This window comes from Limnomicrobium aquaticum, assembly GCF_040545545.1.
Taxonomy (GTDB): domain Bacteria; phylum Pseudomonadota; class Alphaproteobacteria; order Rhizobiales; family Rhizobiaceae; genus Ensifer_A; species Ensifer_A aquaticum.
Window position 1 is genome coordinate 1,352,297 of sequence record NZ_JBEPMB010000001.1, and the last position, 25,450, is coordinate 1,377,746.

The 25,450-nt window shown below is 61.7% G+C and carries 21 protein-coding genes and 1 pseudogene; 12 read left to right on the forward strand and 10 right to left on the reverse strand.

Annotated elements, in window-relative coordinates:
• The first annotated feature begins 35 nt into the window (after positions 1–35).
• Positions 36–461, forward strand: coding sequence for a VOC family protein (locus ABID16_RS06755; protein WP_354555529.1), 426 nt, complete (start codon positions 36–38; stop codon positions 459–461).
• A gap of 2 nt (positions 462–463) precedes the next feature.
• On the opposite strand, the gene ABID16_RS06760 is transcribed toward ABID16_RS06755, so the two are convergent.
• Positions 464–1,396, reverse strand: a complete 933-nt coding sequence (locus ABID16_RS06760) for an AEC family transporter (RefSeq protein WP_354555530.1) — start codon at positions 1,394–1,396, stop codon at positions 464–466.
• A gap of 135 nt (positions 1,397–1,531) precedes the next feature.
• On the opposite strand from ABID16_RS06760, the gene ruvX reads away from it, so the two are divergent.
• On the forward strand, positions 1,532–2,020 hold the full coding sequence (ruvX, locus tag ABID16_RS06765) for a Holliday junction resolvase RuvX (RefSeq protein ID WP_354555531.1): 489 nt from the start codon (positions 1,532–1,534) through the stop codon (positions 2,018–2,020).
• Here the strand turns inward: ruvX and ABID16_RS06770 are convergent.
• The 4 genes and pseudogenes from ABID16_RS06770 to ABID16_RS06785 form a co-directional block, all read right to left on the reverse strand.
• Positions 1,966–2,295, reverse strand: a pseudogene (locus ABID16_RS06770) (DUF6105 family protein); the annotation flags it as partial. The gene ruvX and the pseudogene ABID16_RS06770 sit on opposite strands and share 55 nt — an antisense overlap.
• Positions 2,292–2,519 (reverse strand): hypothetical protein, encoded by a 228-nt coding sequence (locus ABID16_RS06775; RefSeq protein ID WP_354555532.1) that lies wholly within the window; start codon positions 2,517–2,519, stop codon positions 2,292–2,294. The pseudogene ABID16_RS06770 and the gene ABID16_RS06775, both read right to left, overlap by 4 nt.
• A gap of 230 nt (positions 2,520–2,749) precedes the next feature.
• Positions 2,750–3,397, reverse strand: a complete 648-nt coding sequence (locus tag ABID16_RS06780; protein ID WP_354555919.1) for a TetR/AcrR family transcriptional regulator — start codon at positions 3,395–3,397, stop codon at positions 2,750–2,752.
• Between the two features lie 124 nt (positions 3,398–3,521).
• Entirely contained in the window at positions 3,522–5,171 is a 1,650-nt protein-coding gene (locus ABID16_RS06785; RefSeq protein ID WP_354555533.1) for an acyl-CoA dehydrogenase family protein, read from the reverse strand.
• Between the two features lie 136 nt (positions 5,172–5,307).
• Between ABID16_RS06785 and ABID16_RS06790 the strand changes: the two genes are divergently transcribed.
• The 5 genes from ABID16_RS06790 (at position 5,308) to ABID16_RS06810 (ending at position 9,040) form a co-directional block, all read left to right on the forward strand.
• The gene (locus ABID16_RS06790) at positions 5,308–6,249 is read left to right on the forward strand and encodes an aspartate carbamoyltransferase catalytic subunit (RefSeq protein WP_354555534.1); all 942 of its coding nucleotides are present in this window, start codon (positions 5,308–5,310) and stop codon (positions 6,247–6,249) included.
• On the forward strand, positions 6,246–7,535 hold the full coding sequence (locus ABID16_RS06795) for a dihydroorotase (RefSeq protein WP_354555535.1): 1,290 nt from the start codon (positions 6,246–6,248) through the stop codon (positions 7,533–7,535). Before ABID16_RS06790 ends, ABID16_RS06795 begins: the two co-directional genes overlap by 4 nt.
• A 73-nt stretch (positions 7,536–7,608) precedes the next feature.
• A complete protein-coding gene (locus ABID16_RS06800; RefSeq protein ID WP_354555536.1) occupies positions 7,609–8,373 on the forward strand; it encodes an arginyltransferase in 765 nt (254 codons plus the stop codon).
• 59 nt (positions 8,374–8,432) lie between these two features.
• A complete protein-coding gene (locus ABID16_RS06805; protein WP_354555537.1) occupies positions 8,433–8,654 on the forward strand; it encodes an AbrB/MazE/SpoVT family DNA-binding domain-containing protein in 222 nt (73 codons plus the stop codon).
• Positions 8,651–9,040, forward strand: coding sequence for a type II toxin-antitoxin system death-on-curing family toxin (locus ABID16_RS06810; RefSeq protein WP_354555538.1), 390 nt, complete (start codon positions 8,651–8,653; stop codon positions 9,038–9,040). The genes ABID16_RS06805 and ABID16_RS06810 overlap by 4 nt, the downstream gene beginning before the upstream one ends.
• Positions 9,041–9,058: 18 nt before the next feature.
• Here the strand turns inward: ABID16_RS06810 and parC are convergent, their stop codons facing one another.
• Positions 9,059–11,311: a DNA topoisomerase IV subunit A gene (parC, locus tag ABID16_RS06815; protein ID WP_354555539.1), complete on the reverse strand. Its 2,253-nt coding sequence runs from the start codon at positions 11,309–11,311 to the stop codon at positions 9,059–9,061.
• Positions 11,312–11,682: 371 nt separating this feature from the next.
• Between parC and ABID16_RS06820 the strand changes: the two genes are divergently transcribed.
• The 3 genes from ABID16_RS06820 to ABID16_RS06830 all read left to right on the forward strand — a co-directional run bounded on the left by ABID16_RS06820 (position 11,683) and on the right by ABID16_RS06830 (position 16,187).
• Positions 11,683–12,879 (forward strand): DUF945 family protein, encoded by a 1,197-nt coding sequence (locus ABID16_RS06820; protein WP_354555540.1) that lies wholly within the window; start codon positions 11,683–11,685, stop codon positions 12,877–12,879.
• A gap of 196 nt (positions 12,880–13,075) precedes the next feature.
• Positions 13,076–14,113: an aldo/keto reductase gene (locus ABID16_RS06825; protein WP_354555541.1), complete on the forward strand. Its 1,038-nt coding sequence runs from the start codon at positions 13,076–13,078 to the stop codon at positions 14,111–14,113.
• A 253-nt stretch (positions 14,114–14,366) separates the two neighbouring features.
• Positions 14,367–16,187 (forward strand): methyl-accepting chemotaxis protein, encoded by a 1,821-nt coding sequence (locus ABID16_RS06830; RefSeq protein WP_354555542.1) that lies wholly within the window; start codon positions 14,367–14,369, stop codon positions 16,185–16,187.
• Between the two features lie 85 nt (positions 16,188–16,272).
• Here ABID16_RS06830 and aspS read toward each other — a convergent pair whose 3' ends face one another.
• Positions 16,273–18,063, reverse strand: a complete 1,791-nt coding sequence (aspS, locus tag ABID16_RS06835; protein ID WP_354555920.1) for an aspartate--tRNA ligase — start codon at positions 18,061–18,063, stop codon at positions 16,273–16,275.
• A 284-nt stretch (positions 18,064–18,347) separates the two neighbouring features.
• On the opposite strand from aspS, the gene ABID16_RS06840 reads away from it, so the two are divergent.
• Both ABID16_RS06840 and rnd read left to right on the forward strand, forming a co-directional pair.
• Entirely contained in the window at positions 18,348–19,736 is a 1,389-nt protein-coding gene (locus ABID16_RS06840; protein WP_354555543.1) for a multicopper oxidase family protein, read from the forward strand.
• Between the two features lie 176 nt (positions 19,737–19,912).
• A complete protein-coding gene (rnd, locus tag ABID16_RS06845; RefSeq protein ID WP_354555544.1) occupies positions 19,913–21,103 on the forward strand; it encodes a ribonuclease D in 1,191 nt (396 codons plus the stop codon).
• On the opposite strand, the gene ABID16_RS06850 is transcribed toward rnd, so the two are convergent.
• The 3 genes from ABID16_RS06850 to ABID16_RS06860 all read right to left on the reverse strand — a co-directional run bounded on the left by ABID16_RS06850 (position 21,092) and on the right by ABID16_RS06860 (position 25,449).
• Positions 21,092–21,646, reverse strand: a complete 555-nt coding sequence (locus tag ABID16_RS06850) for a hypothetical protein (RefSeq protein ID WP_354555545.1) — start codon at positions 21,644–21,646, stop codon at positions 21,092–21,094. The two genes, rnd and ABID16_RS06850, sit on opposite strands and share 12 nt — an antisense overlap.
• Positions 21,647–21,711: 65 nt before the next feature.
• Positions 21,712–23,235, reverse strand: coding sequence for an exopolyphosphatase (ppx, locus tag ABID16_RS06855; protein ID WP_354555546.1), 1,524 nt, complete (start codon positions 23,233–23,235; stop codon positions 21,712–21,714).
• A gap of 12 nt (positions 23,236–23,247) precedes the next feature.
• Positions 23,248–25,449 (reverse strand): RNA degradosome polyphosphate kinase, encoded by a 2,202-nt coding sequence (locus ABID16_RS06860; RefSeq protein ID WP_354555547.1) that lies wholly within the window; start codon positions 25,447–25,449, stop codon positions 23,248–23,250.
• Position 25,450 lies beyond the last annotated feature (1 nt).

Below are 25,450 nucleotides of genomic sequence, written 5' to 3' on the forward strand. Positions count from 1 at the left end.
ATACTCGGATCAGGGAGCAGGAGGAGTTCATATCCATGAAACAGAAAATCATCCGCAAGATCGCCCATGTCTGCATTTTCGCGAGAGATATCGACGCGACGGCGGAATGGTACAGCCGGGTTCTCGGCTTCGAAAAAGTGTTCAACTTTACCCGCGACAGCCGTGTCTTCGGCTACTATCTCGATGCCGGCGGCGACACGCATATCGAGGTCTTCGAGAATGCGGAGGCTGAGTATTCCAAACGCAACCAGATCAACCATATCTGCTTTGAGCTCGTGAACATGGATGAGGCGATCGCCCATATCCGCGATTGCGGGGTGGAGGCCTCAGCCAAGTCCAACGGCTGCGACGACACCTGGCAGAGCTGGATCACCGATCCAAATGGCGTGCGCATCGAGCTTTTCGAATACACGCCGAAGAGCGCGCAGTTTACCGGCGGCGACCGCATCGCCCACTGGTAAGCTCAGACCAGCGCCAGCATGATTGAAATCGTGAAGAAGCTGGCGGTCGTGGCCATAAGCAGCGCCGCCGAACTCATTTCCTGGTAGCCGAAGCGCTGGCCGATGATCGGATAGACCGTCAGCATCGGCGACGCCGCATAGACGATTGCCATCTTGCGCATTTCGGGATCGAGACCCGGCATCAGGAAGGAGACCGCAAGGACGCTCAAGGGATGCAGGACCAGCTTCCCCACCGATACCTGCGTCGCATCCGGCAGGAGGCTGCCGCCCGCCTTCGTCGAGACCAGCGTGGCACCGACAATGAAGAGCGCCACCGCGCCGGAAGCATTGGCCAGCATGTCGATGGCATGGAAAAGCGCCATGCTCTTGAAATCGATCCCGGATGCCGAGATCGCCGCGCCGATGACGAGCGAGATGATCAGCGGATTGCGGACGAGGGACATCAGCGATCCGCGGAGCGCTTTCAGCGCGCCCGCACCGCCGCGTTGGCCATCCTCAGCAAGCACCATGCCCGTTGGCAGGATGACAAGATTCTCCACGATCATATTGAGCGCCAGGCCGATCGGGGCCAGCGGGCCGACCACTAGCGAGGCGACGGGAAACCCTACGAAGCCACTGTTGCCGCTCGCCGAGCCGAGCGCCATCAAGGCGCTCTCGGTCAGCGACTTGCCGCGCGTAAAACGCGCCACGGAGAGCGTCATGCCGAAGGTCAGCAACGAGGCGGTCAGATAGAGCAGCAGATAATCGAGATGCAGGAAGTCGCTGATCGGGTGCAGCACGAAGGCGCGCAGGATAAGCGCGGGAAGCGCAAAATACCAGACGAAGTGCGAAAGCCCGCGCAGATCCTTGCGCTCAAGGCTCAGGAACCGGCCGGCAATGACGCCCGTTCCAATCAGAACGAAGATCGGCAGCGTGATGGAGAAGATGGCGAGCATGCTGAATTCCGGAGGATGTGCGGGGCTTTATAAGCCAAGTCACCCCTTCGCGACAGGCTGGTTTTGGCAAGAACGGTTCCCTCTGTTATGGAGAGTGAATGATTTGCACTCGAACGCCAAGAGCCGCCGCATTCCATGACGATCCTCACACTTGAAGATTTCGCCGGAGCCCTGCCCGCAGGTCAGCCCATTGCAGGGCTCGATCTCGGCACGAAGACGATCGGGCTTTCGCTGTCTGATATCGGCCTGCGCTTTGCGACGCCGCGTCCGGTGATCAAGCGCGTCAAATTCGGGCCGGATGCGGAGGCGCTGCTGACTTTCGCGGAAAAGGAAAAGGTGGCGGCCTTCGTCATCGGCCTGCCGATGAACATGGATGGCAGTGCGGGCCCGCGCGTTCAGGCGACACGCGCCTTCGTACGCAACATGGAAGCAAAGACAGCCCTGCCCTTTATTTACTGGGACGAGCGGCTTTCGACGGTCGCGGCCGAACGGGCATTGCTGGAAATGGATGTGTCGAGAGCCAAGCGGGCGGAGCGGATCGATTCGGCCGCCGCGTCCTTCATTCTCCAGGGCGCGTTGGACAGATTGTCGTCGCTGCGAAGGGCTGCCTCCGGCGAAGACTGAGCGCGGCGCGCCTTCCAGCGAGCCGCAATCTTCTTGCGGCGGCGGAACAGAAGAATGGCTATCACGAAGAGACTGTCCGTGCCGATCGCCTTCGCGACCAGAGGCGCGACCGATTGCGGATCGATGCCCAGCGTTTCGGCATACATCTTCAGCACGAGTTCATGCGCCTGACGCGTGAGCATGAAGAAGCCGAAATTCATGTCGTAGTAGGACAGGCCATACCAGCCGCCGAGAAAGACAATCGGTCCGAGCCAGAAGACAAGGAACCATTTCATACGGCTGTCTCCTCAGCCGAAATCGGCTGCGGCATCCATCGGGCTAACAGTTTCGGCAGCAGATCGGGCACGACACCGTACCAGACGTGCATCAGAAGCCGATCCACCAGCCCCATGACGGCGACCACCACGAAGGGAACGACGAGGCTGACTGCCAGCACGGCAAAGAACGCCGAAAGGCACGCCATCGCCACCACCCTGCTCCGCCCGGTGTTCATACGCATCACACACCCTCCCGCCTGCCCCACAGAACAGAACGGGTTCACGCAACAGCCCTCGCAGCATCATGCTCCGAGCCCGGCTGAAATTAACCATTGGGCAACCATTCCAGTTAACGCGCAATGGCGCAACGTAAACCAGTTGTTAAGGTTAATGGCGCGGCGGCGGGCTGTGGATGGTGTGTGGATAGTGCGCTGCAGTCTTTGATTTTCAGGGAGACCGGCGGAAAACCGGTTCAAGCGTAGGCTGCGCGGGCCATGCGGGCGACGGCGGACACGGCTCTCGCCCAATCCTTCTGCGACTTCAGCGGCAGACCGGCAAAGCTGCCGGAGGTTTCAGCCGCCAGAACGAGCTGCTGGACGGCGGCGATGACGACCGCATTCAGCGCCACCGTATCGGCGCCCTTGGGCGGCGTCAGCGATCCCCGCATACGCTCGATCCATTGCGCGATACCCTTGGCGCGGGCGTCTGCCATGCGGGCGATATGCGGCGAGCTTTCGGAAAGCTCCCAGACGAGAATGCGCCGTATCAGAGGATCGGCGCGCAGCGCATCCGCATAAAGTTCGGCCAGCCGCTCCATGAGATCGCCATAGGTGAGCAGAAAGCGCCCGCCCTGATCTTCCGGCACATGCTTCATGACCCAGCCGGCGAGATCTTCGCCGATCGCATCGACCAGACCATCCAGCCCGCCGAAATAGCGGTAGATCAGCTGCTTGTCGCAGCCGGCCTTGCGGGCGACCGCATTGACCCCAAAGGCCTGAAACCCGCCCTCGGCCAGAAGCGCCCTGCCCGCCTGAAAGATGCGGCCTTGTGTCTGCACGCGATCGCGCACCGGCAATTCCTTTTCAGGTGCGGCAGGCGTTTCAACGGCTTCGGCTGTCATGGCGTTCATGGGTGCAACCAGTCTTTTGGCAGTCTTTCGGCAAAGTCACCCGATGGTGATTAGGCCTGCAGGCTGTCGCCCGCAATGGAGGCGGGTGGGTTTGCACAGGAATGTCGCGCGCTTCTCACTCAGCTGCCGGATAAAGCAGTTCCACGATAAACCGCGCATCGAACCGCATGTCGAGCATGCCGTAGGTGTAGCGCCAGCCGGTGGCGAGGCGGCTTTCGGCATAGGCGTCGGCAATGCGCCCTGCCCCGATGCGGCGAAGCTCGGCGGCGGCGGCGGCCATGGCGAGTTGCTCGACAAAGAGGCGGGCGGCACTTTCGTCGCGTTCGCAGAGCGAGGCGGCGGCGCGCAGAACGTCAACGGTCTTCGGGCCCGAGGGGCCGAGATCGCGGGCGATCATGGCGAAGACGGCTTCGAACAGGTCCTTGCCCTTGCGCAACACGCGCAGAACGTCGAGCGCCATGACATTGCCGGAGCCTTCCCAGATCGCGTTAACCGGGGCCTCGCGGTAGTGGCGAGCGATGGGGCGTTCTTCGATGTAGCCGCTGCCGCCGATGCATTCCATCGCCTCATAGATCAGCGACGGCGCGATCTTGCAGACCCAGTATTTGACGACCGGGGTCATGACGCGGGCGAAGGCTGCCTCTTCGGGGCTCTCACCCGCCTTGTCGAAGGAGGAGGCAAGCCGGAATACGAGGCCGGTGGCGGCGGCGACATCGAGCGCCATATCGGCGAGAACGCGGGTCATCAGCGGCTGGTCGATCAGCGTCTTGCCGAAGGCGTAACGGCCACGGGTATGATGTACTGCCTCGGCGAGGCTGGCGCGCATCATCCCGGCGGAGCCCACGGCGCAATCCAGACGCGTCAGCGTCACCATGTCCAGAATGGTGCGGATGCCGGCATCGGGGTCGCCGAGCAGATAGCCGTAGGTGCCGGAGAATTCGACCTCGGAGGAGGCGTTTGAGCGGTTGCCGATCTTGTCCTTCAGGCGCTGGAAGCGCAGGCCGTTGGCGGCGCCGTCTTCCAGAAGACGCGGCACCAGGAAGCAGCCCATGCCCTCTTCCGTGTTCGCCAGCATGATGAAGGCATCGCTCATCGGGGCGGACATGAAGAACTTGTGGCCGGTCAGGCGGTAGATGCCGTCGGAGACCTTTTCGGCGGCCGAGCGGTTGGATCGGACATCCGTGCCGCCCTGCTTTTCCGTCATGCCCATGCCGAGCGTCACGGCGGTCTTCTGACCGGCGGGGCGGTTGGAGCTATCGTATTTGCGCGACAGGATGCGCGGCGCCCAATCCTTCTGCAGGATCGGCGAGGCCGAAATGGCGGCAAGCGAGGCATTGGTCATGGTCAGGGGGCAAAGATGGCCGCTTTCGAGCTGTGCCGTCAGGAAGAAGCGCACGGCGCGGGCGGAATGCGCCTTGCCTTTCTCCTCCAGGGTCTGATCCCAAACCGAGCTGTGCAAGCCGCTTGCCATGGAGCGGCGCATCAGCGCGTGATAGGCAGGGTGAAAATCGACCACATCGAGGCGTTCGCCACGGGGGCCATGGGTGCGCAGCTTCGGCGCGCCTTCATTGGCCATGCGGGCAAATTCCTGGCTTTCGGCCAGTGTCGCGTAGCGGCCGATACTGTCGAGTTCATCGCGCACCGAACGCGGCAAGGCGGAGGTCAGATCCACCAGAAGCGGGTCGGAGCGATAGGCATTGATGCCGGACCAGAGCGGCGGCTGGTTCAGGCTCGCGAAGATTTCGTCTTCTGTCTTGTCGGTCATGGCCGCGTTCTATCCGGATTCGTTCAAAAAAGCATGGGGATGAGAGGCCCCTTGTGACCATCCTTCTCACAGGCCGCTTGCCGGGTAAAGCCACACTCAGTATAGAGCCCCCAAGTTGAGCATAAGGGGCGGCCCCATGGACTTCTTTCCGCATCGCCATCTCCTCGGGATCAAGGGGCTTCAGCCACCGGATATCGAGTTTCTGCTCGATAAGGCGGACGAGGCCGTCAAGATCAGCCGGCAGCGGGAGAAGAAGACATCCACACTACGCGGGCTCACCCAGATCAACCTCTTCTTCGAGGCCTCGACGCGCACGCAATCCTCGTTTGAACTGGCCGGCAAGCGGCTCGGCGCAGATGTGATGAACATGTCGGTCGCCAATTCGTCCGTGAAGAAGGGCGAAACGCTGATCGACACGGCGATGACGCTGAATGCGATGCATCCCGACGTGCTGGTCATCCGCCACTCCTCGGCCGGCGCTGCCGCCCTCCTCTCGCAGAAAGTCTCCTGCTCGGTCATCAATGCCGGCGACGGGCAGCATGAGCATCCCACCCAGGCGCTGCTCGACGCCCTGACGATCCGCCGCGCCAAGGGCAGGCTCTCGGGCATCACGGTCGCGATCTGCGGCGACGTGCTGCATTCGCGCGTGGCGCGCTCGAACATCATCCTGCTGAACGCCATGGGCGCGCGGGTGCGGGTCGTCGCGCCGCCGACGCTCCTGCCTTCCGGCATTGCCGACATGAGCGTCGAGGTCTTCCACGACATGGAGGAAGGGCTGAAGGGTGCCGATGTCGTGATGATGCTGAGGCTTCAACGCGAGCGCATGTCCGGCTCCTTCGTGCCGTCGGTGCGCGAATACTACCGCTTCTACGGGCTGGATGCCGAAAAGCTGAAGGCGGCGAAGGAAGACGCGCTTGTGATGCATCCGGGACCGATGAACCGGGGCGTCGAGATTGCCTCCGACATTGCCGACGGGCCACAGAGCGTGATCGGTCAGCAGGTGGAAATGGGAGTCGCCGTGCGCATGGCGGTGATGGAAGCCCTTCTCGTTTCGCAGAACCAGGGGCCGCGCACATGACCATCACAGTCCTCACCAATCTCCGCATCGTCGATCCGTCGCAGGACATGGACGAGACTGGCGCGATCGTCATTGAGGATGGCAAGATTGCCGCGATCGGCGCAGCCGCTGCGAAGTCCCTGCCCGCCGGCGCGGAGGTTCGCGACATGGGCGGGCTTACCGCCATGCCGGGCCTTGTCGACACGCGCGTCTTCATCGGCGAACCGGGCGGCGAGCATCGCGAAACGATCAAGTCGGCTAGCCGTGCGGCGGCGGCTGGCGGCATCACATCCATCGTCACCATGCCGGATACCGATCCGGTGATCGACGACATAGCGCTTGTCGAATTCGTCAAGAAGACGGCGCGCGACAAGTCTTCCATCCATGTCTATCCGGCAGCGGCGCTCACCAAGGGCCTCGCCGGCGAGGAGATGACGGAATTTGGCCTGCTCAAGAAAGCCGGTGCGGTTGCTCTGACACAGGGCGGCCACGCGATCCCGGACAGCCAGGTTCTGCGCCGCGCCATGACCTATGCGAAGCATTTCGGCGCGGTCGTCGCGCTGGAGCCGCGCGATCCGTATCTCGGCGTCAATGGCGTGATGAACGAGGGCCTGTTCGCGAGCTGGCTCGGCCTGTCCGGCAGCCCGCGCGAGGCGGAGATCATTCCGCTGGAACGAGATCTGCGCATCGCCGGCCTGACGGGCGCGAATTATCACGCCGCGAAGATCTCTGTGCCGGAATCGGTCGAGGCGATCAAGCTGGCGCGCAAGCGGGGCGTCAAGGTGACTTCAGCCGTGTCGATCAACCATCTGACGCTGAACGAGAACGACATCGGCGAGTACCGCACCTTCTTCAAGCTCTCGCCGCCGCTGCGCACGGAAGACGACCGCATGGCCATGGTCGAAGCGCTGGCCGCCGGCGATATCGACGTCATCGTCTCCTCGCACGATCCGCAGGATGTGGACACGAAGCGCGTTCCCTTTGCCGACGCCGCCGATGGGGCGGTGGGACTGGAGACGCTGTTTGCAGCGGCGCTCAGGCTCCTTCATGCGGAGCGCGTTACGCTGTCGCGCCTTGTCGATGCGCTTTCGACGCGGCCGGCATCCATTTTCGGCCTGCCTGCAGGCTCCCTGAAGCCCGGCAGCGCTGCGGATATCGCCGTTGCCGATCTCGACATGCCGTGGATTGCCAAGGCGGAAGGTCTGCTGTCGCGCTCGAAGAACACGCCCTTCGAGAACGCCCGTTTCTCCGGCCGGGTTGTTGAAACCTGGGTATCGGGCAAGCCGGTCTATCGCCTTCAGGGTTGACCTTTTCCAATCTTGCGCCATGCTATTGTGATTGTGCGTCGGCTCAGGCCGGAAAGGTTGACGAAGCGGCAGAATGAACACGCAGGTCGGGATATCTCCGCAATTCTATCTGACGGCTCCCGCCAGGTGTCCCTATCTGCCGGGGCATATGGAGCGAAAGGTGTTCACCCACCTGATCGGTCCCAAGGCGCCGGAAATTAACGATCTTCTGACCCAGGGCGGATTCCGCCGCTCGCAGAACATCGCGTATCGGCCCGCGTGCGAACGTTGTCAGGCCTGTATCTCCGTCCGCATTCTCGTGAACGAGTTCGAGCCGACGAAGTCGATGCGCCGGGTGCTGGCAACAAATGACGACGTGATTGCGACCGAGCTTGAGGCGGAACCCTCTTCGGAACAATTCACCCTCTTCCGCCGCTATCTCGACCATCGCCATCAGCAGGGCGGCATGTCGGAAATGACGGTTCTCGATTATGCGATGATGGTCGAGGATACGCATGTGAACACGCGCGTCATCGAATATCGCGAGCGGGTCGAGGGGTCGGGGATCGGGAAGCAGGGACAGCTTCTCGGCGTGGCGCTGACGGATGTGATGACCGACGGGACGTCGATGGTCTACTCCTTCTACGATCCCGAACTCGAGAAACGCTCCTTCGGCACCTACATGATCCTCGATCATATCCGCACCGCCAAGCAGCGCGGCCTGCCGCATGTCTATCTCGGCTATTGGGTGCGCGGCTCCAAAAAGATGACCTACAAGGTCCGCTTCCAGCCGCAGGAACACCTGTTGCCTGCGGGCTGGACCCGTTTCGACCCCTCGCTCTACGAGGAAGACGTGTGATTGAAACACGGGCGCTTTGATGTTATAACTCCGTTGCAACATCAACAAAGGCCTGCGTCATGAACGTCACCATCCGCAAGATCGGCAATTCCGAAGGCATCATCATTCCGAAAGAAGTGTTGACTCGACTTGGGCTGAAGGCCGGGGATACGCTGGAGATTGCAGAGTCGAATGGCGGGATCGAGCTGCGCCCCGAACAGGCAGACCTTGCCGAGCAGCTGAAGGCTGCCCGCATCGGGATGGACAAGTATCGCGTCGCACTGCGTGAGCTTGCCAAGTGACCAAGTTCAAATGGCTCTCCCGCGAGGCCATTGAAATCATGCACCAAGAGCAGCTTCTGGAGCATGGTGGCCTGCCGGGGCTCAAGGACGAAAATGCACTGGAAGCCGCACTCGCCAGGCCGCTGAACAAGGCGGCCTACGGGGAGGACGATGTCTTCGTACTCGCCGCCGCCTATCTCTATGGACTGACGCGAAACCATCCGTTTTCCGATGGCAACAAGCGCACCGGTTTCCTCGCAGCTTACACGTTCCTATGGATTAGCGGGTACGCCCTCGAAGCTGAACAGTCAGTTGTCATAGAATTCGTCCTCTCCGTCGCCGCCGGCGAGATCGACGAGGAAGGGGCCACGCGGTTTTTCAGGGACTTCTGCGTCCCGTTGAAATAGCGCCCTGCCCCTTCCGACTTAGCCCGAGAACTTGCCCGAGCGCGGGAAGCCGCGCGGGACCGGGCGGCCGGCGGAAGCGCGCTCACCGAGCCATTCGACCAACTCTTCCTTCGTCCGGGTGAAGTTGCGGCCGGCGCTATCGTCCCAGGTCAGCCCCGTTTCCAGCGCGAAGCAGCGGATGTCGGAGACGCCGCCGTCCTTGTAGCGCTGCAGGCGCACACCCTTGCCGCGCGTCATTTCCGGGATCTGGTTGAGCGGGAAGACGAGCAGCTTGCGATTGTCGCCGACGATGGCCACATGGTCGCCCTCCACCGGCACGACGAGCTTGGCCTCGTCCGGCATCGACACGTTCATGATCTGCTTGCCCTTGCGGGTATTGGCAACCAGCTCCGTCTCCGCGATCACAAAGCCGTTGCCGGCCTGCGACGAGAGAAGCAGCTTACGCGACGGATCATGGACGAAGGCGGTGAGCACGTCCTGATCGTTTTCCATGTCGATGATGATGCGCAACGGCTCGCCATGGCCGCGTCCGCCCGGCAGCTTGTCGGCGCCGAGCGTATAGGCCTTGCCGCCGGTCGTCAGCAACAGGAGACGATCGGTCGTTTGCGCCGGGAAAGCGATCTTCAGCGCATCACCTTCCTTGAAGGTCAGGCCCGACACGTCGGACATGTGCCCCTTGAGCGCGCGGATCCAGCCCTTTTCGGAGATGACGACGGTGACCGGTTCCTTTTCGATCATGGCATGCTGGATCGCCTGATCGTCGGTTTCCGGCGCTTCGGCGAACTGCGTGCGGCGACGGCCAATCTCGGTTGCCTTGGCGAAGGTCTTCTTGACCTCGCCGATTTCCCAGGAAACCGTCTGCCACTGCTTTTCGTCAGAGGCGAGCAGCGCTTCAATGGAGGCCTTCTCCGCCGTCAGACCGTCATACTCGGTCTTGATCTCGAATTCCTCGAGCTTGCGCAGCGAGCGGAGGCGCATGTTGAGGATCGATTCGGCCTGCAGGTCGGTGAGGCTGAAGCGCGCCATCATGACCTGCTTCGGCTCATCCTCCTCGCGGATGATGCGGATGACCTCATCGATATTCAGATAGGCGATGAGATAGCCGCCGAGAATTTCGAGGCGGCGGTCGATGGCGGCAAGGCGGAAGCGCGAGCGGCGCAGAAGGACTTCGCGGCGATGGTCGAGCCATTCGCGCAGCACCTCGTTCAGCGCCATGACGCGCGGCACCTTGCCCATGCTCAAGACGTTCATGTTGAGCGAGATGCGGCTTTCAAGCTCGGTCAGCTTGAAGAGCGATTCCATCAGGATTGTGGGATCAACCGTGCGGCTCTTCGGTACGAGGACGAGGCGGATGTCTTCGGCCGACTCGTCGCGTACATCTTCCAGAAGCGGCAGCTTGCGGGCAATCAGCAGCTCGGCGATCTTTTCGACGAGGCGCGACTTCTGCACGAGATAGGGTATCTCGGTGATGACGATCTGGTAGCCGCCGCGGCCGAGATCTTCCTGCTCCCACTTGGCGCGGACACGGAAGCCGCCGCGGCCGGTCTTGTAGGCCTCCAGGATGGTGGCTCGATCGTCGATGATGATGCCGCCGGTCGGGAAATCGGGGCCGATGACGAATTCAACGAGCTTTTCGACCGGCGCGTCAGGATGCTTGATCAGATGCAGCGCCGCATCGCAAAGCTCGTGAGCGTTATGCGGCGGGATCGAAGTCGCCATACCGACGGCGATGCCCGAAGAGCCATTCGCGAGCAGGTTCGGAAACGCGCCCGGCAGGACAATCGGTTCCTCGTCTTCCTCGTTATAGGTCGGGCGGAAGTCGACTGCATCCTGATCGATGCCTTCGAGCAGCAACGTCGCCACATCCGTCATGCGCGCTTCGGTGTAGCGCATGGCCGCCGGGCTATCGCCGTCGATATTGCCGAAATTGCCCTGCCCGTCGACCAGCGGATAGCGGATGGCGAAGTCCTGGCTGAGGCGCACCAGCGCATCGTAGATCGAAGCGTCGCCATGCGGGTGGAACTTACCCATCACATCGCCGACGATGCGGGCGCATTTCTTGTAGCCCTGGCCGGGATCGAGGCGCAGCACGCGCATGGCATGCACGATGCGCCGATGCACAGGTTTCAGGCCGTCGCGCACATCCGGCAGCGCTCGGTGCATGATGGTCGACAGTGCGTAAGCCAGGTAGCGCTCTTCAAGCGCTGCCTTGAGGTCGACCGGTTGAATCTTGTCGTCGCCGCCATCGGGCGGAAGAATGCTTTGTCCCATGGGCTTGACTTAGCGGTTCAGGCGATTCCCGGCAACAAAAGCGGCTGAAACGCCTGTGGATGAAGGCTCGGGCCGCACACTCCAATCATGGATGAAGGCACACGTCCGGGAGCGGGCAATGCCAACGTGCCGGTTGAAGACCAGCTCGAACCGACTGATGACTTTCTTTCAGCATGGTGTTTTCCGGGCCGCGCACCATTGCCGTCGGGCACTTTGCATTTGCGGACGGAAACTGCCGTTAAGTAGACCCAGAGATGTCCTGAACGTTAACGCTGATTTTTGTTGGAGGTGCGCGGACGAGCGAATATAAGCTGTCGTCCGTGCGTCAATTTCACCCGCGGCAGATCGCCAAACCTGGGGACAGGATTTCCATGAAACACTACAAGCTTACTCAAGTATTTTTGGCGGGCACTGCGGCAGCCCTCCTCGCCAGCCAGGCCCACGCGCTCGACGGCGACGACATGCTGAAAAAGCTCAGCGCTGCCTATGCCTCCTACGGCACCAAAATCACCTACGATTCCGTCACGACCTCGGACACGACCGTGACCGCGAAGGGTGTGAAGCTCAAGGTCGAGACGGCTGACAAGTCGCCCGACCTGCCGCTCGGCGACGTGACCTTCAGCGATGTCGAGGAAGCGGATGACGGCGGCTATTATGCCGGCAATGTCAGCTTCCAGAATGTCGACATGAGCAAGGACGGCGGCCACCTGACGGCCAAGGACCTGCAGATCGACGGCCTGAGCATTCCCGGAACGCCATCGACGGCGAGCCTCGACGGGATGATCCTGTTCCAGAGCGCCCATACCGGCAACATCACCTTCGAACAGGACGGCAAGCGTGTCTTCCAGGTCGAAAAGATCGAAAGCAATGTCGAAGTCGCCGATGACAGCTCCTCGCTGACCTCCGACACGTCGATTTCTGGCATCTGGGCCGATCTGTCCGACGTCAAGGACCCCAAGGCCCAGGAAACGATCAACAAGCTTGGCCTGACCAATTTCAACGGCAATATCGCAACGAAGGGCTCGTGGGCATCGGCCACCGGCAAGATCGATCTGACCGAATTCTCGATCGACGCACGCGATCTCGGCAAGCTCAACCTGACGCTGAGCATGTCGGGCTATACGCCGCAGCTGATCAAGGCGATGCAGGATGCGACAGTGGCGGCGGCTGCCAATCCGGACAAGAAGGCTGGCGATGCGGCCCTCGGCATGACCATGATGGGCCTGCTGCAACAGTTGAGCTTCAACGGCGCCTCGATCCGTTTCGACGATGCCTCGATCACCAAGCGCCTGCTCGACTATTTCGGCAAGGAGCAGAACATGACCGGCGACCAGTTCGCCCAGTCGCTCAAGGGCATGGCGCCGCTCATGATGGCGCAGCTGAACGTGCCTGAATTGCAGAACCAGGTGTCCGCAGCCGTCACGAAGTTCCTCGACAACCCGAAGAACATCGAGATCAAGGCCGCCCCGGCAGCTCCGGTTGCTGCGCCGATGATCATGGGCGCTGCCATGGGCGCACCGCAGACGCTTCCGCAGGTTCTCGGCGTTTCGGTCAACGCCAACCAGTAAGCAGCGGCCTGGCGATCCTGAATACGGGGCTGGCGAGCGATCGCCGGCCCTTTTTGTTTGGCGTACTGACGATCCGATATTGAAACGTGTAGAAGCAATACCCAAGTCGAATGTGGTCGGCCATGCATGCCCTCTACCGGCCTCTCTCATCCCGACGCGGATGAACTCCTCAGACAAAGATTCAAGGACCTTTTCCATGCGCTACAAGACATTGGGAAATACCGGCCTCGTCGTCTCCGAAATCTGCCTCGGCACCATGACTTTCGGCGGCAAGGGATACTGGACGGCCATAGGCACGCTTGACCAGTCGGTCGCCGACCGTCTCGTCGCCCGCTCGCTCGACGCCGGCGTTAATTTCATCGACACGGCAGACGTCTATTCCGAAGGGCTTTCGGAGGAGATTACCGGACAGGCCATGAAGAATTCCGGCCGCGCGCGCTCGGACATCGTTCTTGCAACGAAGGTCTACGGCTCCGTGGGTCCCGGTCGCAACGATATCGGTACGTCGCGCGGCCATATCATGGACGGCGTAAAGGCAAGCCTGAAACGGCTCGGCACCGACTATATCGACCTGTACCAGATTCACGGCACCGACCCGGTCACGCCGCTTGAGGAAACCGTGCGCGCCATGGAAGACCTCGTCCGGCAGGGCCATATCCGCTACTGGGGCGTTTCCAACTGGCAGGCCTGGCGCATCGCCAAGGCGCGTGGCATTGCCGACGCCCGAGGCTTCGACAAGCCGGTGACGCTGCAGGCCTATTACACGATTGCAGGCCGCGATCTGGAGCGCGAAATTGCGCCGCTGCTGGCAGAGGAGAAGATGGGGCTGATGGTCTGGAGCCCGCTTGCGGGCGGCTTCCTGTCCGGCAAGTACAGCCGCGAAGGCGCCGGCCCTAACGATGGGCGCCGCGTGACCTTCGACTTTCCGCCGATCAACAAGGATCGCGCCTTCGACAGCATTGACGCGATGCGCGCGATTGCGGATGCACGGGGCGTTTCGGTGGCCCGCATCGCTCTTGCCTATGTGCTCAACAAGCGATTTGTCATGTCGGTCATCATCGGTGCAAAAACGGTCGAGCAACTGGACGACAACCTCGCCGCGACGGGTATTCAACTCACGGAGGAAGAAATGACAACGCTCGATGCGGTCAGCGCCCTTCCCCCGGAATATCCCGGCTGGATGCTGGAGCGCCAGCAGGCGCAGCATTTTGGGCGGCTGAAGGCATCGGAATAGACTTGCGCCGACTGTGGGCGGACGCCTTCCGCCCACAGTCGAAAATTGCCGCGCCGGCACTTTCCACTTTTGATATATATCAATTTTATAATTTTCGAACTTCGTGACGGCTTACAAGAAATTACCCGGAAAAATTGAGGTTTTGTTTACCCAAATTTAAACCGGCTCTTACATAAACTCGCGTGATTTATCTTCGCGGCCGTATGTACCGGCAGTGAAATATCCACTTTTCCGGTTGGGAGGCAAAGCGGTCATGCGGGTTACAATATCACGTCTCTTGAATATTTTCGGTGCAACCGTTGCGGTCGGGCTGGTTGCAGCAACCGCCATCCAGACCTACACGATCTATGAACTGAAGATCGGCGGTCCGGAGTTCCACCAGCTGGAAAACGGCAACAATCTTGTTGCCGATGTGCTGCCGCCACCGCTTTACGAGATCAACGCCTACGCCATTGCAACGGAAGCGATGTATCATGATGAATTGCGTGTTCAGGCGCCGGCGCGGCTCAAGAAGCTGGAGAAGGACTTCCTTGACCGGAAAGACTATTGGGCAGCTTCGGACCTGAAGGAAAGTCTCAAGAAGGAGCTGGCGAGCGAGGTCATCCCGACTGCGGAGGCTTTCTGGAAAGCCGTCGATGAAAAGGTCGTTCCCGCCTATGCCAGCAAGGACCCGGAAGTCCAGATGGCCGCCATGGATGCCCTCAAGGAGGCATTCTGGGTTCATGACAAGGCGGCGAATGCGCTGATCGCCAACGCCAACGACTATTTGAAGAGCGCAACGGAAGAGGCGAATGCCCTCTCGGCGCTCCTGACATGGGTCGCGCTTGCGGCGGCGACCATTTCCATGCTGCTCTTCTGGGCCGGGCTCTCCATCTTCCGCCGCAGGGCCATCGTGCCGCTTTCCGGCATGGCGGCCTATATGGAAAGCCTCGCCAGCGGAGACTACTCCAAGGACGTACCTTATGCCGGCCGAAAGGACGAGATTGGTAATATGTCCCGTGCCGTCGATGTCTTCCGTCACGCGGTTCTGGATCGCCAGGCCGCTCGCAAGGCGGACGAAGCCCGGCGCGCCCGGGAGAACGAAGACGAACGCCAGCGGCTTGCTGCAACTGCGGCAGAGGACGCGCGCCGCCGGGAGGTCATTGCCCGCCTCAGCGAAGGCCTCGACAAGCTTTCCGCCGGCAATCTCGCCGCGACGATCGACCAACCTTTCGACCCGGCCTATGAGGCGCTGCGCGAGCGTTTCAATGGCAGCGTGAGCCACCTGGCCAAGTCGTTTGCCACCGTGCAGCATGGCGCGACGATCGTGCGCAGCGGCTCGCATGAGATCACCGCAGCCACGCTCGACCTCGCCCGCCGGACCGAGCAGCAGGCAGCCACAATCGAGGAAGCAGCCGCTGCGATCGAGGAAATCACCACCACCGTGCGCAATTCCTCCGAACGCGCCCGCGAGGCCGCGCGCGTCATGGAAATCACCCGCGTCGGAGCAGAGAAATCGGCGACGGTCGTCAATGACGCAATTGCAGCCATGCAACGCATCACCTCATCCTCGGGTGAGATCGGCAAGATCATTAGCGTGATCGACGAGATCGCCTTCCAGACCAACCTCCTGGCGCTGAATGCGGGCGTCGAAGCAGCTCGTGCAGGAGAAGCCGGCAAGGGCTTTGCCGTCGTCGCACAGGAGGTGCGCGAGCTGGCCGGCCGTTCTGCCTCCGCGGCGAAAGAGATCAAGGCGCTGATCGACGCATCGGCCACGCAGGTGAACAGCGGTGTGGATCTCGTCAACAAGACCGGGCACGCGCTGACCGAAATCGAAAGCCAGATCCGCAAGGTCAACCAGATCATCGACGAGATCGTAACAGCATCGACCGAGCAGGCGAGCGCGATCGGAGGCATCAACGCCTCGATCAGCGAGATGGACCACGTGACCCAGAAGAACGCGGCCATGGCCGAGGAAACCAGCGTTGCCTGCCGGGGGCTCAGCGAAGAGGTCCAGACACTGGAAGGCGTGGTCAACCAGTTCATCATCTCGGACGGGGGGATCGCGCGACCAACGGCTAGACGCGCTGCCTGACGTGACGGCAGACCAAACGAAAGCCGCCCGGAAAGCGATTTCCGGGCGGTTTCCTTTTATCCGTGAGAAAACGCAGGGTTGGCCCTTACGCTTCCTTCTTCTTCGGCATGACGCGAAGTTCCAGCTCCATGAGTTGCTTCGGCGAGGCCGGAGCCGGCGCGTTCATCAACAGGTCCTGTGCCTGCTGGTTCATCGGGAAGAGCGTGATTTCGCGCAGGTTCTTCGCGCCGACGAGCAGCATGATCACACGGTCGATGCCGAATGCGCAGCCGCCATGCGGAGGCGCGCCGTACTGGAAGGCGCGATACATGCCACCGAAGCGTTCTTCCACGTCTTCCTTCGACAGACCGGCGATTTCGAAGGCCTTGACCATCGTCTCCGGCGACTGGTTACGGATCGAGCCGGAAGCGATTTCGAAGCCGTTGCAGACGGCATCGTACTGGTAGGCCTTGATGGTCAGCGGATCCTGGTTCTCAAGCGCGTCCAGACCACCCTGCGGCATTGAGAAGGGGTTGTGCGAGAAGTCGACCTTCTTGTCTTCCTCGTTATATTCGTAGAACGGGAAGTCGACGATCCAGCAGAGCTCAAACCGGTCGCGGTCGACGAGGTTCAGTTCCTCGCCGGCGCGGGTGCGGGCTTCGCCTGCGAACTTGTAGAACTTTTCCGGCTCGCCGGCGACGAAGAAGCAGGCGTCGCCATCGCCAAGGCCGAGCTGTTCGGCGATGGCTGCGGTGCGCTCGGGCCCGATGTTCTTGGCAAGCGGACCTGCGCCTTCCAGAACGTCGTTTTCCTTGCGCCAGAAGATATAGCCGAGGCCCGGCTGGCCGAGCGACTGCGCCCAGGCGTTCATGCGGTCGCAGAAGGCTCTCGAGCCGCCGGTCTTGGCCGGAATCGCCCAGACTTCAACCTTCGGGTTGGAGGCGATCATGTTCGCAAAGACCTTGAAACCGGAACCGGCGAAATGGTCTGTGACAGCCTGCATCTCGATCGGGTTTCTGAGGTCCGGCTTGTCGGTGCCATACTTGCGGATCGACACGTCATAGGGAATGCGCGGCCAGTCCTTGGTGACCGGCTTGCCTTCGGCAAACTTCTCGAACACCGACGTCATGATCGGCTGCATCGTCGACCAGATGTCTTCCTGGGTCACGAAGCTCATCTCGACGTCGAGCTGGTAGAACTCGCCCGGAAGACGGTCGGCGCGCGGGTCTTCATCGCGGAAACAGGGCGCGATCTGGAAGTAGCGGTCGAAGCCGGCCACCATGAGGAGCTGCTTGTACTGCTGCGGGGCCTGCGGCAGGGCGAAGAACTTGCCGGGATGGATGCGGCTCGGCACGAGGAAGTCGCGCGCGCCTTCCGGCGACGAGGCCGTCAGGATCGGCGTCGTGTATTCGCCAAAGCCGGCAGCCGACATCTGGTTGCGCATCTCGGTGATGACCTGCGTGCGCTTGACGATGTTCTTGTGCAGCGTCTCGCGGCGGAGATCAAGGAAGCGGTACTTGAGGCGGACGTCTTCCGGATAGTCCGGCTCGCCGAAGACCGGCAGCGGCAGTTCCTTGGCGGTCGAGAGCACTTCGATTTCGGTGGCGTAAAGCTCGATCTCGCCGGTAGCCATCCCCTTGTTGACGGTGTCTTCCGAACGCGCCTTGACCTTGCCGTCGATGCGGATCACCCACTCGCCGCGCACGGTTTCGGCCATCTTGAAGGCCGGGCTGTCCGGGTCGGCCACGACCTGGGTCATGCCGTAATGGTCGCGCAGGTCGATGAAGAGAACACCGCCATGATCTCGCACGCGATGCACCCAGCCCGAGATGCGAACATTGGAGCCGACATCCGACTTGCGGAGGGCTGCACAGGTGTGGCTACGGTAACGGTGCATGGTCATGCGTCTGATCCTGGAATTGGGGCGGGTCGGGAGCGCTTGATGTATCGCTTGATACGGTTCGACCGCCTGCAGTTCGAAATTGCGCGGACAAACGCACGGGCCACCCGATTTGTCAAGGCCGAGGCCTTTTCGGCTGCGGCAAAATGGTACTGCAGCGCCATAAAATGACAGTTGCAGTCAAGTTATATGCGGCCTAGAAAACCGGCATTGCAAGCCTTCGCATCGTGCTTTGCGGCATCGATACCGATCTCGCGACGATGCGCGCACGGAGTTCTCCCATGGTCCTGTTGAGCCGCCGCACCCTTTTGAAAGCCGGAGCCGTTGCCGGCGCCTATGGCGCGGGACTGGCCATTGCGGGCGGTCTCCGCGCGGCGTCTGCTGCGCCGATTACGTTGACGGCAGGCGAGACGCAGGCGCCGCTGAAAGGCGATCAGCCCACCAGAGGCATCATGACGTGGAACGAGGGACCTCAGCCCCCAACGCTCCGCCTCGAGAAAGGCCAGCCCTTCGCCGCACGACTCGTCAACCAGTTGAAGGAGCCAACGACAATTCACTGGCATGGGCTTCGGATCGACAACAAGATGGACGGCGTGCCCTTCCTGACCCAGCCCTATATCTACACCGGCGACTCGTTTGACTACGCCTTCACGCCCCCGGATGCGGGCACCTTCTGGTATCATCCGCATTGCAATACGCTGGTGCAGATGGGACGCGGTATGACCGGCCTGCTGATTGTCGAGAACCCCGACGATCCGGCCTTCGACCACGAGGTCGTGTTGAACCTGCGCGACTGGCGGCTGGGCAATGACGGGCAGTTCATCGATCCTTTCAAGCCGCGCGATGCGGCCAAATCCGGCACCTACGGGACCTACAAGACCGCGAACTGGCAGGAAAACCCGATCTACGACGCGCCGGCCGGCGGGATCGTCCGGGTGCGGATGGTGATTACGGATGTGACGCGCATCTATTCATTTGGCGCAGACGGGGCCGAGGCGGTGGTGATCGCGCTGGACGGCAATCCTGTCGCCGAGCCCTTCCCGCTCGACCGCTATCAGGCGGGCCCCGGCCAACGGATCGAACTGGCGTTGCGCATGCCGGAAACGGAAGGCGCCATTGCCACGCTGACGAATTACCGCACCTCTCCCGCCTACCCGCTGGCGCGCTTCCGAGCCGTGGGCGCATCGCTGAAGAGGGACCTGCGCGATGTAAAGGCGCTGCCGGCCAATCCGGTGAGCGAGCCGGTGCTCAAGGATGCAGAGGTCGTCCCGCTTGAACTTTCGGCAACGGCGGAAGGTGCCCCGCCGAAGGAAGGCTTCTGCGGCTCGCTCGGCTATAATTTCTGGGCGATCAACAAGACGCCGTGGAGCGGCGACACTGCCGACCCGATGGCGCCGCTGGCAGAGCTGAAACATGGCAAGAGCTATATTCTCAGGCTCGCCAACCGGACACCGCATGCGCATCCTATCCACCTGCATGGCATGAGCTTCAAGGTGCTCTCGTCATCGCAAGGCGCGGTGCGGCCGATCTTCACCGACACCTATCTCATTCAGCCTGACGAGATCGCGGAACTGGGGCTGGTGGCGGACAATCTCGGGGACTGGGTGATCCATTGCCACATCATCGAGCATCAAAAGACTGGAATGACTGCATTTCTTCGGGTGGTTTAGCTTTTCCGGCGGTCCGGGATATTGACACGCGGCGCATCTGTGCGGAAGAAAAAGGAATATCCGGCTTACGCAATCGAAAGATGCCGACACCGCTCCCGGGGGGCCAACGGAGCGGAAGACGTGCATTTGCATAATCCGCCCTTGCCACGGCCTGCTTGAGCGATAAAACTGAGTTCATGATTGAAACAACCGCCGAACTTAAAGCAGCCTGCGATATCTTTGCGAAGAGCGATTTCGTTACCGTCGATACTGAATTCCTGCGTGAGAGCACGTTCTGGCCGCAACTCTGCCTGATCCAGATCGCCAGCCCCGACCACGAGGCTTTGATCGATCCGCTCGCCAAGGGGCTCGACCTTCAACCCTTTTTCGACCTCATGTCTGATACATCGGTCGTGAAGGTCTTTCATGCGGCCCGGCAGGATCTCGAAATCATCCACCATCTCGGCGGCATCATCCCGCATCCGCTGTTCGACACGCAGGTTGCGGCCATGGTCTGCGGCTTTGGCGATTCGGTCTCCTATGACCAGTTGGTTCAGAAGATCACCGGCAAGCAGATCGACAAGTCGTCGCGCTTTACCGACTGGAGCCATCGCCCGCTCAGCCAGAAGCAGCTCGACTATGCGCTGGCAGACGTCACGCATCTGCGCGATATCTATGCTTCTCTGAAGGCCGAGCTGGAGCGCGAGGGTCGCGCCCACTGGCTGGAAGACGAGATGGCGGTTCTGGAAACGCCGGAGACCTACGATCTACATCCCGACGATGCCTGGACGCGCATGAAGATGCGCGTGCGCAAGCCGAGCGAGTTGGCCGTGTTGATGAAGGTGACCGCCTGGCGCGAGCGCGAGGCGCGCAATCGCGACGTGCCGCGCGGGCGCATCCTGAAAGACGACGCCATTTACGAGATCGCACAGCAGCAGCCGCGCGACGCTGAGGCGCTGGGCAAGCTGCGCACTGTTCCGCGCGGGTGGGAGCGTTCCGCGTCGGGAGCGGCGATCATCGCGGCCGTCAACGAGGCGCTGGCAATTCCGAAGGAAGAGCTGCCGAAGATCGCCAAGCCCTACCAGCCCAACGAGGGCACGCAGTCGGCCGTGGAATTGCTCAAGGTTCTGCTGAAGCTGACCGCAGAGCGCGAGGGCGTGGCCGCGAAGATCATCGCCAACACGGACGACCTGGAAAAGATCGCCTCCGAAGGCGAGAAGGCCGATGTTGCGGCCATGCATGGCTGGCGGAAAGAGCTTTTCGGCGATCGCGCACTGAAGCTCATCGACGGCCAGCTTGTCATCAAGTTTGTAAACCGGAAGATCGAGGCCGTCGAACTGGAAGCGCCTGCCGTCGAGCCAGAGGCCTCGGAGTCCTCAGAGGCCTGAGAAGCGGGCCTGCAAGGCCTTCGCGGCCGGGCTTGCCTTGAGATTGGCAGCGAAGCGCTCGAATTCCGTGACCACGCGCATTTCCTCGAAGGCCTCGAGGGAGTGGCGGTCCCAGCCCTTTTCCGGCACAAGCTCGGCACGGAAGGCGGCAACGGAGCTTGCCTCCTCTTCGGTCAGCGGGAGGGCCTCCAGAACGATGATCAGCCGCAGATAGTCGTGGATCTTCAGCATCTTCCGGAAGAGTTCGAACATCGGTGCGGCAATCGCTGGATCGTCCCGCCATGTGCGCCCGCCGAAAATCTCCTGCGTGACCCGCTGGCCTGCCCCATGACAGTCGAACAGCGTGCAGCCCCTGAAGCCAAGCTGGATCCGCTCGGCATGGATGCGGCAGGAGAAGTCGGGCTTCAGGCTCGGGCAGCCCTCATCCACCGGCTTGTCGATGGCGAACATATCGGATTTCTCGAAGGCAAAGGCCGCGCAGCACAGCCCGGCGCATTTGCCGCAATCCGCGATCATGTCAGGCAGTGGTGCGAGGGCGGCCATTCGTCTTCCGAAAGCGATTCAGGATCGCCCGCCAAGTCCTTGACGGGCGATTCTTTTTCTTGATTTCACTGTATCCGGAAGCCCAACCGTTTGCCGGTGAGCTTCCCTAACTGCTGTAAGCGTCCATCGACCCGCTCGCCGCTGAAATTGCGCAGGCGTTCCGGCACGACCAGTTCCAGATCGAGATCGGGATTGTTGACCGGCTTCTCAAACCGCAGGTCGTTGACGACGCCGGGCATGGCCGCCGAGAACGGATAGACCACGCGCAGCAAGCCGCCGAGCAGCTTGGCGAGTTCGCGCAGGCGCGGCGTGGCGATGCTCAGCAACGCTGCCGTGGAGCCGTCGTCGCGCAGGCCCTCGTAGCGATAGTAATTGGCAAGCGCGATATAGGCGCGGCCGGGATGGGTGACGCCGGCCAGCGAGCTTTGCGCGATCACGTTCAGCGAATGGATGCCGCGATAATCGGGATGCGAGCGCCAGCTGACATCGGCGAGGAAGCAGGCAGCCTGCCGATAGCGGGCCTCCTCTTCCGTCTCCTCGATGCCGAAGGCGGGCATGACCTTGTCGGTCCAGGCGACGAGTTCACGGGCATGTTCGGGCGAGCGGGCATTGAGGAGCGCCAGTTCCTCGGTCGCCGCCAAAAGCGGGTCCTTGGCGCGCTCTTCCTCGTCGAGCATCGAATAGAGGAAGCCTTCGCGCACGCCGAGCACCGAGAAGATGACCTTGGACGGTTTCATGATCTTCAGCGTTTCCGCCATGGCAACCGCGCCGTAAGGCAGGAGCATGCGGCGGTTCTTGGAGATCGTCTGCCAGGCCAGTTCCTTGACGTCGCGCGTCTCGGCAATATGGGCCAGAAGATCCATGGCTTCGGCAACCGTGATCTCGTAACCGTGCATCATGTGCAGCGGATAATTCGTCAGCTCCATGTGGAGCTTGGCCAGCGCACGCCATGTGCCGCCGACGGCATAGAAGGCTCGGCCCTCGCCGACAGACAGCCAGGTCTCGTCCTTCAGCATCTTGCGGGCCAGCGCCGTGGCCTTCTCGATGGAATTACCGGAGAGATCGGCAAGCCGCAGACCGCCGAGCGGCAGCGTGATGCCGGAATCGTAGCTGCCGCCGTGAACGTTGATCAGCTCCAGCGAGCCGCCGCCGAGATCGCCGACGATGCCGTCCGGATTGTGGAAACCGCTGATGACGCCAAGTGCGGAGAACATCGCCTCTTCCGGGCCTGTCAGCACGCGGATTTCACATCCGAGAATGGCTTCCGCCTCGTGGATGAATTTCGAGCCGTTTGAAGCCTCGCGCGCGGCAGCGGTGGCCAGCACATACATCTTGCGGGCGCGCGCCTGATCGGACAGCGCCTTGAAGCGCGTCAGGGCTTTAAGCGCCTTGGCAATGCTTTCCGGCTCCATGCGGCCGGTCGAGGCCACGCCGCGCCCCAGCCCGCACAGCATCTTCTCATTGAAGAGCACAGCGGGCGATCGGTTCATTCCCTCATAGACGACGATACGGATCGAGTTCGAGCCGATATCCACGACGGAGACCGGGGCGATGCCGGGCAACCGCCCCTGTGCGTCAGGTTCTACCATTCTGTCCCAGGTTCATTTTCGCACCGGCTTCCAGCCGGCAAACAGTTTCGGAGCCCCCGTGGTCAGCGCCTCGCCGCGCCCCGAAAGGCTTGGGTTGGTCATGAAGTATTGTTGCGCATTGAAAGGCTCTTCGCCTTCCCCGACATCAACACGCCTCGAGGTTCCGTCTTCCAGTATCTCGTAGCTCTGCTGGTTGTCCATGAGGTTCGCCAGCATGATCTGGGAAAGAACCTGTTCATGCACAGTCTTATTGTGAAGCGGAACAAGGGTTTCCACGCGACGGTCGAGGTTGCGCGGCATCATGTCGGCCGAGCCGATATAGACGCGCGCCTTGTCAGACGGCAGGCCGTGACCGTTGCCGAAGCAGAAGATGCGGCTGTGTTCGAGGAAGCGGCCGACGATCGACTTGACGCGGATATTGTCCGACAGGCCCGGCACCTGCGGGCGCAGGCAGCAGATGCCGCGGATGACAAGCTCGACCGGCACGCCGGCCTGGCTCGCACGGTAGAGCGCATCGATGATCTCCGGATCGACCAGCGAGTTCATCTTCATCCAGATCGCGGCCGGGCGTCCGGCCTTGGCGTGTTCGGTCTCTTCGGCGATCAGCTGCAGCACGCGCGGGCGCAGCGTCGTCGGCGACATGGCGATCTTCATCCCCTCTTCCGGCTCACCATAGCCGGTGATGAAGTTGAAGATGTTGGCCATATCGTGCCCGATCACCGGGTTGCAGGTGAAGAAGGACAGGTCTGTATAGATCTTGGCCGTGACCGGGTGATAGTTGCCGGTGCCGAGGTGGCAGTAGGTGCGGAGCCTCCCCTCCTCGCGGCGCACGACCATCGACATCTTGGCATGGGTCTTCAATTCGATGAAGCCGAAGACGACCTGCACGCCGGCGCGTTCAAGGTCGCGTGCCCAGCGGATATTGGCCTCCTCGTCGAAGCGCGCCTTCAATTCGACCAGCGCCGTCACCGACTTGCCGGCCTCGGCGGCATCGATCAGCGCGCGCACGATCGGGCTGTCATTGGAGGTGCGGTAGAGCGTCTGCTTGATCGCCAGCACGTCGGGATCGCGGGCCGCCTGCAGCAGGAACTGCACGACGACGTCGAAGCTTTCGTAGGGGTGATGGACGATCATGTCCTTCTCGCGGATGGCAGCAAGGCAGTCGCCACCATGATCGCGAACGCGCTCGGGGAAGCGCGGGTTATAGGGGTCGAACAGCAGATCCTCGCGCGGGGTCTTGCAGATTTCCGACATCGTGTTGAGCGCCAGCAAGCCCGGCAGAACGGCGACGCGATTGTCGGGAACATTGAGTTCCTGCACGACGAACTTGCGCAGGCTGTCCGGCATTTCGGAATCCGTCTCGATGCGGATCACCGAACCGCGGCGGCGACGCTTCAGAGCTGTTTCGAAGAAGCGCACGAGGTCTTCCGCCTCTTCCTCGACTTCGATATCGCTGTCGCGGATGATGCGGAACGTGCCGTAGCCGCGCACCTCATAGCCGGGGAAGAGCTTGCCGGTGTGCAGGCTCACCACATCTTCCAGCGTGATGTAGCGGATGGTGTTGCCGGCATCAGGCAGGCGGATGAAGCGCGGCAGCGCGACGGGGAGCCTGAGCAAAGCCGTCATCGGCTCGCGGCCGGTCTTGCTTTCGAGCTGAAGGCCGATCGAGAAGCCGAGGTTCGGAATGAACGGGAACGGATGCGCGGGGTCGATCGAGAGCGGTGTCAGAACCGGGAAGATCGACTGGTAGAACTCTTCGCCCAGCCAGGCGATATCGTCAGGCCCCAGTGCCGAGGGGCGGACGATGAGAATGTCCTCGCGGGCGAGGTTCTGCTGAAGGACGGCGAGAGCCGCCTGCTGCTCCATCTGCAGATTGTCGATCTCGTGCAGGATGGCGTCGAGCTGTTCGGACGGCGTCTTGCCGTCCGGCGTGCGCATGGCGATGTTCTGGCGGACCTGGCCCTCGAGGCCGGCGACGCGCACCATGAAGAATTCGTCAAGGTTGGTGGCCGAAATCGAAAGAAAGCGGACGCGCTCCAGCAGCGGATGCGCATTGTTCAGGGTCTCTTCCAAAACGCGGCGATTGAACTGCAGCCATGAGAACTCGCGGTTGACGAAGCGCTCCGGCTTTTCGAACCACTCCTCACCCGGAGAGGCGGCGACCTCTTCCTCATGCGGTTCGTTTATATTCGCTGCAGGCGCCGAATTGTCCATG

Excerpts from the sequence above, each read along its gene's own strand:
- ABID16_RS06755 (WP_354555529.1), top strand. The coding sequence starts at position 36 with ATGAAACAGAAAATCATCCGCAAGATCGCCCATGTCTGCATTTTCGCG.
- ABID16_RS06760 (WP_354555530.1), bottom strand. The coding sequence starts at position 1,396 with ATGCTCGCCATCTTCTCCATCACGCTGCCGATCTTCGTTCTGATTGGA.
- ruvX (WP_354555531.1), top strand. The coding sequence starts at position 1,532 with ATGACGATCCTCACACTTGAAGATTTCGCCGGAGCCCTGCCCGCAGGT.
- ABID16_RS06775 (WP_354555532.1), bottom strand. The coding sequence starts at position 2,519 with ATGCGTATGAACACCGGGCGGAGCAGGGTGGTGGCGATGGCGTGCCTT.
- ABID16_RS06780 (WP_354555919.1), bottom strand. The coding sequence starts at position 3,397 with ATGACAGCCGAAGCCGTTGAAACGCCTGCCGCACCTGAAAAGGAATTG.
- ABID16_RS06785 (WP_354555533.1), bottom strand. The coding sequence starts at position 5,171 with ATGACCGACAAGACAGAAGACGAAATCTTCGCGAGCCTGAACCAGCCG.
- ABID16_RS06790 (WP_354555534.1), top strand. The coding sequence starts at position 5,308 with ATGGACTTCTTTCCGCATCGCCATCTCCTCGGGATCAAGGGGCTTCAG.
- ABID16_RS06795 (WP_354555535.1), top strand. The coding sequence starts at position 6,246 with ATGACCATCACAGTCCTCACCAATCTCCGCATCGTCGATCCGTCGCAG.
- ABID16_RS06800 (WP_354555536.1), top strand. The coding sequence starts at position 7,609 with ATGAACACGCAGGTCGGGATATCTCCGCAATTCTATCTGACGGCTCCC.
- ABID16_RS06805 (WP_354555537.1), top strand. The coding sequence starts at position 8,433 with ATGAACGTCACCATCCGCAAGATCGGCAATTCCGAAGGCATCATCATT.
- parC (WP_354555539.1), bottom strand. The coding sequence starts at position 11,311 with ATGGGACAAAGCATTCTTCCGCCCGATGGCGGCGACGACAAGATTCAA.
- ABID16_RS06820 (WP_354555540.1), top strand. The coding sequence starts at position 11,683 with ATGAAACACTACAAGCTTACTCAAGTATTTTTGGCGGGCACTGCGGCA.
- ABID16_RS06825 (WP_354555541.1), top strand. The coding sequence starts at position 13,076 with ATGCGCTACAAGACATTGGGAAATACCGGCCTCGTCGTCTCCGAAATC.
- ABID16_RS06830 (WP_354555542.1), top strand. The coding sequence starts at position 14,367 with ATGCGGGTTACAATATCACGTCTCTTGAATATTTTCGGTGCAACCGTT.
- aspS (WP_354555920.1), bottom strand. The coding sequence starts at position 18,063 with ATGCACCGTTACCGTAGCCACACCTGTGCAGCCCTCCGCAAGTCGGAT.
- ABID16_RS06840 (WP_354555543.1), top strand. The coding sequence starts at position 18,348 with ATGGTCCTGTTGAGCCGCCGCACCCTTTTGAAAGCCGGAGCCGTTGCC.
- rnd (WP_354555544.1), top strand. The coding sequence starts at position 19,913 with ATGATTGAAACAACCGCCGAACTTAAAGCAGCCTGCGATATCTTTGCG.
- ABID16_RS06850 (WP_354555545.1), bottom strand. The coding sequence starts at position 21,646 with ATGGCCGCCCTCGCACCACTGCCTGACATGATCGCGGATTGCGGCAAA.
- ppx (WP_354555546.1), bottom strand. The coding sequence starts at position 23,235 with ATGGTAGAACCTGACGCACAGGGGCGGTTGCCCGGCATCGCCCCGGTC.
- ABID16_RS06860 (WP_354555547.1), bottom strand. The coding sequence starts at position 25,449 with ATGGACAATTCGGCGCCTGCAGCGAATATAAACGAACCGCATGAGGAA.